General features: G+C 73.5%; 7 protein-coding genes. 2 read left to right on the top strand and 5 right to left on the bottom strand.

The window, feature by feature from the left end:
* Nucleotides 1-90: 90 nt before the first annotated feature.
* From ABTY59_RS32725 to ABTY59_RS37715, 3 genes are all read right to left on the bottom strand, one after another.
* A complete protein-coding gene (locus ABTY59_RS32725) occupies nt 91-1404 on the bottom strand; it encodes a M48 family metallopeptidase (protein ID WP_352022727.1) in 1314 nt (437 codons plus the stop codon).
* A gap of 155 nt (nt 1405-1559) precedes the next feature.
* Nucleotides 1560-2105, bottom strand: coding sequence for a hypothetical protein (locus ABTY59_RS32720; protein WP_352022726.1), 546 nt, complete (start codon nt 2103-2105; stop codon nt 1560-1562).
* A gap of 32 nt (nt 2106-2137) precedes the next feature.
* Nucleotides 2138-2710, bottom strand: coding sequence for a double zinc ribbon domain-containing protein (locus ABTY59_RS37715; protein WP_502995454.1), 573 nt, complete (start codon nt 2708-2710; stop codon nt 2138-2140).
* Nucleotides 2711-3082: 372 nt separating this feature from the next.
* Between ABTY59_RS37715 and ABTY59_RS32705 the strand changes: the two genes are divergently transcribed.
* Nucleotides 3083-3337, top strand: coding sequence for a zinc finger domain-containing protein (locus ABTY59_RS32705; protein ID WP_352022725.1), 255 nt, complete (start codon nt 3083-3085; stop codon nt 3335-3337).
* A gap of 69 nt (nt 3338-3406) precedes the next feature.
* Here ABTY59_RS32705 and ABTY59_RS32700 read toward each other — a convergent pair whose 3' ends face one another.
* Entirely contained in the window at nt 3407-3898 is a 492-nt protein-coding gene (locus ABTY59_RS32700; RefSeq protein ID WP_352022724.1) for a DUF427 domain-containing protein, read from the bottom strand.
* Nucleotides 3899-4049: 151 nt separating this feature from the next.
* Nucleotides 4050-4916, bottom strand: coding sequence for an EamA family transporter (locus ABTY59_RS32695; protein WP_352022723.1), 867 nt, complete (start codon nt 4914-4916; stop codon nt 4050-4052).
* Between the two features lie 122 nt (nt 4917-5038).
* On the opposite strand from ABTY59_RS32695, the gene ABTY59_RS32690 reads away from it, so the two are divergent.
* Nucleotides 5039-5983, top strand: a complete 945-nt coding sequence (locus tag ABTY59_RS32690; RefSeq protein ID WP_352022722.1) for a LysR family transcriptional regulator — start codon at nt 5039-5041, stop codon at nt 5981-5983.
* Nucleotides 5984-6000 lie beyond the last annotated feature (17 nt).

The raw sequence follows: 6000 nt of genomic DNA, 5'->3' as shown, positions 1-6000 counted from the left end.
CGAGTAGCTCCGCTACGAGGGCCTTCGTCCGGCACGCCGAGGGCACGCACCGGACACCGCGGGCACCGCACAGGACTTTCGAAACACCCCCTAGCGGACGACGTCCCTGATCACCCCTTGGGCCACGGCCGTGCGGAGAGGGGCGAGTTCGGCGTCGAGCCGGTGCGTGCGGGCCGCGTCGGCCGTCACCGCGGCCGGGCTCGCGGGCCCGGCGAGCAGGGCCGCGCGGCGGAGATGGGTCGGCGGGTGGGTGGCGTCGACGGCGTGCCCGCGGATCGCCCCCGCGCGCCGCCGGCGGGCGTACTCGGACTCGGGTATGGACGCCACATGCGCGGCGACCGCCTCCCAGAGGCGCTCCGGCCGCTCTTCCGCGGCGCGGCGGGGGCCGGAGCGGTGGGCCGTCGTCCGGGTCGCGGCCCGGTTGACCTCGCGCCGCAGGACCGTGTGCGCCGCGGAGCCCACGAGGAGCCGGTCCATCAGACCGACGGCCGCCTCGGTGGAGGCGGTCCGGGCGGCCGCCGCGTCGGCGAGGTACTCGGCGCGCTGGGTGGCGCGCAGGGTGAGCTGGTCGAGCAGCAGGGTCAGGCCGTTGACCAGCGTGCGGGGGACCAGGTAGAAGAGGTTGACCGCCATCTCCACGAGGGTGGGATCGGCCGTGGGGGCCGTGTAGTAGGCCCACAGGGACAGCGACCGATAGGCGGACGTGAGGACACGCCCCTGGCGGACGTCGCCGTGGGAGTAGTGGCCGAGCTCGTGGCCGAGCAGCGCGATCCGCTCCTGAGGGGTGAGCGACTCCCACAGGGGCAGGCCCAGCGTCAGCAGCCGCCGGCCGCGGATGCCGTACGTGGTCACGCTCGCGTTCACGTCGGCGTCGACGGCGATCACGTCCACGCTCCGGGTCCCGACGGTCGCGGCGACCTGGTCGACGAGTGCGTACAGCTCGGGCGCGTCCGGCCGGTGCAGGAGGTGGGCGTCCTCGGGCAGCTTGCGCCGCCGGGGCCGCAGGGACCAGGCGATCAGGAGCAGGAGCACGCCCACGACCTTCCCACCGGGTGCCGGTCCCGCCACGGTCAGCCAGACTCCGGCCACGAGGACAGCGACGGTGAGCCCGTGGACGGCGAGCGCGAGTCCGTACGCGAGGAGGGCGGAGGGGTCCCGGCGGGGACGCGGCGGCTCGCCGGCGTCCGTCATCTCGGCGAGGAGGCGTTCGCCGTGCCGGCGGGCCAGGGCGCGCCTTGTCTCCTCGATGCGGCCCTTCGGCGGCTCGGGCGGGTGCGGGTCGACGTTCCAGTCGCAGGCGGCGCACCAGCGGACGAACCGCTCGTCGACCGGGACGTCGGCTCCGCACTCGGGGCACGGTTCCACGGACTGCTGCTGGGCGGACGGCCCCGTTGTGGTGCGCACGGGTGTGCTCCCCCTGTTGCCTCCGCCGGATGCGGCGGATGTGTTCACGACAGGGTGGAGTGGATCACGCGGGTGCACTCGCCGTAAAGGGGAAGGGTGCGTGGTGCGTGGCCGGTGATGCCCGGATCGTTCACCGAGCCGGGCGGGTCAGGTCCTCACGTGAGGATGGGGATCTCGCCTCGGCAACACCCGTAGATGAGCGTTCCCCTGAGGTCGTACATGCCGTACCAGTGCCCGGTGGCCAGGACCAGGTCGCAGCGGGGGCAGAACGCGTCCTGGACGGGATTGATCCGCAGGACCGCGGCCCCCTGCAGCTCCAGGACGGCGCCCACCCACTCGCGCCCGTGCCGGCGCAGCCCCTGCTCGATGAATTCGAAGGCCCCGTAGACGCCGCCGCACGGACACTCCACGCGGTTCGAGAACCACGGGCCCATGTCCCTCACGTCGAGCTCGGATTCGATCTTGTCGCGCTCCTCCTGGGACACCCGCTCGTACCCGATCTCCTTGATCCGCCTGGGCGTCCAGTACAGGCGCATGACGGCCTGGGCCTGGGCGGGGCTCACGTAGAACGTGGCGGTCCGGCCCTTCGCCAGGGTGTCGAGGACCAGGCCGACGACGGTGCCGTCGTCGGCGGAGACGACGGCGCGCCCGCCGCGCACCAGGGCTTCTGCGGGACTCAGCAGGGATTCGGCGTCACCCATGGGACATCTCCCTTCCGTGTGTGGACGGTTGCTCAGCAGCAGCCGCCTGAGGGGCGGCCCTGCGGGCCGGGCGACGACGCGGCGGTGAGGACCGGGTCGTTGATGCAGGTGCCGCAGGCGTAGATGAGGATCCCGGTCCCGAAGCCCGGGATGTGCACCGGACAGGCGCACATGAGCGTGGAACCCCGGCACCACGTGGTGCACTGGGGCGCGCGGGCGGCCGCGCCGGTGGACGGACCGCCGGGGGCGGGACCGCCGGGGGCGGGACCGCCCGCCTCGGCGAAGCCGCCCATGAGGCCGGCGAGGTCGAACGGCGGATCACCGGCGGACCGGGGGAGGGCCGTCGCGAGCGGGCCGCCGTGCCGACCGGAGCAGGTGCACCCACCGGGACCTGCCCCATGGGCGCCGCCTCCCGGGCGGAGGCCCGAACGGCAGTGCTTGCACACGACGGCTTCGGGATGGATGGCTTCCTTGCAGTACGGGCACGTTCCGCCGTGGCCGGGTCCGGTCGGTGTGATCCGCGAACCGCACGACGGACACCGGGTGGCCTCGGGGTCGATCTGTTCCTTGCAGTACGGGCACGAGCCAGGCTCTTCAGCTGCCATGGTGGCGCCTCCAGGGGCGGCCGGCGGGAGTGGCGGTGGCCGGTGGCCCCACCTACGCCGATGCCATCACGACCCCGACGCCGTCGCATGCTCCGCGCTGCCGTGTGGGTGACGCACTCCGAACTCCCCGGCCGGGCGATCCGCGAGGGGAGTGTGAACCCGGACTGTCATGTCATGTGCCGCTGCGGGGATCCACGACCACCGGAACCCGCCACGCGCATCAATGTCAGACCCACCCCGTAGAACGGAACTCATCGCGGTCCGGTCGTGACCGGGGCTCCCGCCTGCGCCGACGGGCGAACGGCGGCGGGACGGAGCCCCGGGACGACGGGTCTGCGCCGCACCCCGCTGAACCCTGGAGATCGTCCTGCCATGACCACGACCCTCACGCCGCGCCGTGCGGCGTCCGTCGGAGACCGGATCGCCGACGCGGTCCTGGACGCCGCGTACGAGACGCAGCGTCTCTACCGGCACGGCGCGTTCGGTGTCCCCTGCCCGACGTGCCGGGTGCCGGCCGGGGCGCTGTGCAGGGCCCGCCGCAGTGTTCACGCCGAGCGGCGCGGGGCGTACCGGCAGGTCTTGCAGGGCCGCACGCTCGTCCCGCTCCTCGTGGCGGCCGGCCGGTGACTCGTGCGGGCACGGCGGCGACGCCCCGGCCGCGGGGCGGTGGAGACCCTGAGGGCGCGCGGCGCGGGCTCACCAGCCGTCGCTGCCGTGCGGTCCCTTGAACGGGCCGACGATCTCCTCGGTGATCCAGCCTCCGTAGAAGCCACCGGGCTGTGGCCGCACGCGCTCTCCGTCCACGGTGCAGCTGTCGACCCGACCGGGGTAGAAGGCCAGGCGGCCGGAGAGCGCGGCATAGGCGGCTTCGGGCTCCTCGTAACTCCAGGCCACGTCCTCCACGGTCCTCCCGGGGCCCGTCAGGGTCCAGTACGACGCGACCCCCTTCCACTCGCAGTGCGTGAGCGTGGCCGAGGGCGTGAGCAGGTCCGTGCGGACGTCCTGCCACGGCACGTAGAAGACAGGCGGATGACTCGTCTCCAGGACGCGGACGCACCGGCGGGAGTCGGCGAGGACGACTCCCCCATGGCGGACGACGACCCGACGGGCGTCGGGAACGACACGGGGAGGCCGGGGATAGTCCCAGACGGACTCGGCCGGATCGTGCCGTGGCTGGGCCTGGCTCATGGGATCACCTGCACCTTTGGGATCACCTACACCTTCCTGTTCCTCGCTTCCCCGGCACTGGCTCCGCCGGATGCACGGTCTTCGGTCGTGGTGGCCGTCCCTGCCCCCGGCTGTTGCGGGCGCCGTACTGCGGCGGGCCGAAGCACTCCGGTCAGGACGCTTCCTGGACGGGGGTCCGCGTCCCGTGCGGCGCCGTGGCCGCCGGTGTCGCCGTGGGGCGGGCGCCGGTGCGGGTGGCTCCGATGCCGGCGACGACCACGAAGACGACGCCGGTGGCCGACGCCAGGCCGGGCTCCTGACCGAGCACGAAGAGACCGACGAGCATGGCGATGGCCGGTTCCAGGCTCATCAGGGTGCCGAAGGCCGAGGTGGTCAGGCGGCGCAGGGCGAGGAACTCGAGGACGAAGGGCAGGACCGGGCTCAGGGCGGCCAGGGCGAGCATCACCCAGAGGGCCGGCCACGTGACGCGGGTCGAAAGGGCGGGTGCGGCGATGAGCATGCCCAGGACTCCGGCGACGGGCATCGACACGGCCAGCCCCTTCAGGCCGGTGACACGGTCGCCGACGCGCTGGGTCAGCAGGATGTACGCCGCCCAGCAGGCCGCGGCAGCCAGCGCGAATGCCACGCCCAGCGGATCGAGAGCACCGCGCCAGGGCTCGGTCAGCAGCACCACGCCGATCGCTGCCGCCGCCGTCCACACCGTGCGGCCGCGCCCGGGCCCGTACAGGGACACCGCCAGCGGACCGAGGAACTCCAGGGCGCTCGCGGTGCCCAGCGGCAGGCGGGAGAGGGCCAGCATGAAGAAGAGCATCATGCCCGCGGTCGCCGCGCCGAGCACGCCGCAGGCGACCAGGTCCTGTCGGCTGAAGTCGCGGCGCCGGGGCCGGACGAGAACGAGCAGAAGCACGCCGGCCCACCCCAGACGCAGTCCCGCCGTGCCCGACGCGCCGAGCTGGCCGAACAGGGGAACGGTGAGTGCCGAACCGAGCTGGACGGTGGACATGGACGTGACCGCCATGAGGAACCCCGTCCGGGTATCGCTCGGGCGCGGTCGGGGTGAAGGCTTCGGCGAACGCATGGGCCCAGTGAATGCCCCCTACACCGTTCGTGTCCACGTGCCGATCATGAACATTCCCTTCGATGATCCTGGACAATGAGGCCATGGAGACACGGCGCCTGCGTCTGCTGAGGGAACTGTCCCGGCTCGGGTCGATGCGCGAGGTGGCGGACGCGGTGGGCACCACCACCTCGACCGTCTCGCAGCAGCTCGGCGTCCTGGCCCGGGAGATGGGCGTGGACCTGATCGAGCCGGACGGGCGGCGGGTCAGGCTCACCCCGGCGGGCCGCCGCCTGGCCGAGCACGCCGCGGTGATTCTCGCGGCCGTGGACACCGCCCGACTGGACCTGGCCCCCGGTGCGGAGCCGAACGGAACCCTGCGCGTGGCCGGATTCGCCACCGCCATCCGCCTCCACCTCCTGCCTCTGGTCACCGAGCTGGCCACCAGCCATGCCCGGCTGCACGTCCTGGTCCGCGAGCACGAGCCCCCCGAGGCCCTGGCCCTGCTGGCCGCGGACGAGACGGACCTCGCGCTCACCTACGACTACAACCTCGCCCCGGCGGTCCCCGACCCCTCGGTGCACGCCACCGCCCTGTGGACGGCGCCGTGGGGTCTCGGCGTCCCGGCAGGCGCCGACGTGCCCGACACGGCGGTGAGCCCGGAGGTCTTCGCCCGCTTTCGCGACCAGGACTGGATCGTCAACTCGCGTCACACCGCGGACGAGACGGCCATCCGCACCCTCGCCTCGATGGCAGGGTTCACACCCCGCGTCACCCACCGGGCGGACAGCCTCGACCTCGTCCAGGGCATGATCACCGCCGGGCTCGGCGTGGGACTGCTGCCGATCGGCACACCCACCTTCCCCGCGGTCCGCCTGCTTCCGCTTGTGGACCCCCAGGTCGTGCTCCGGGCCCACGCCGTCGCACGCCAGGGCCGCCTCGCGTGGCCCCCGCTCGCCCTGATGACCGATCTGCTCGCCCGGCGCAGCGCCGCCACGGCCCCGGGTGGCCCCGCCTCGCCGCCGTAGCGGGCACCAGGTGAGCG

This window comes from Streptomyces sp. NPDC096079 (assembly GCF_040303145.1).
Taxonomy (GTDB): domain Bacteria; phylum Actinomycetota; class Actinomycetes; order Streptomycetales; family Streptomycetaceae; genus Streptomyces.
This window is presented reverse-complemented; position numbering and strand designations above follow the sequence as displayed.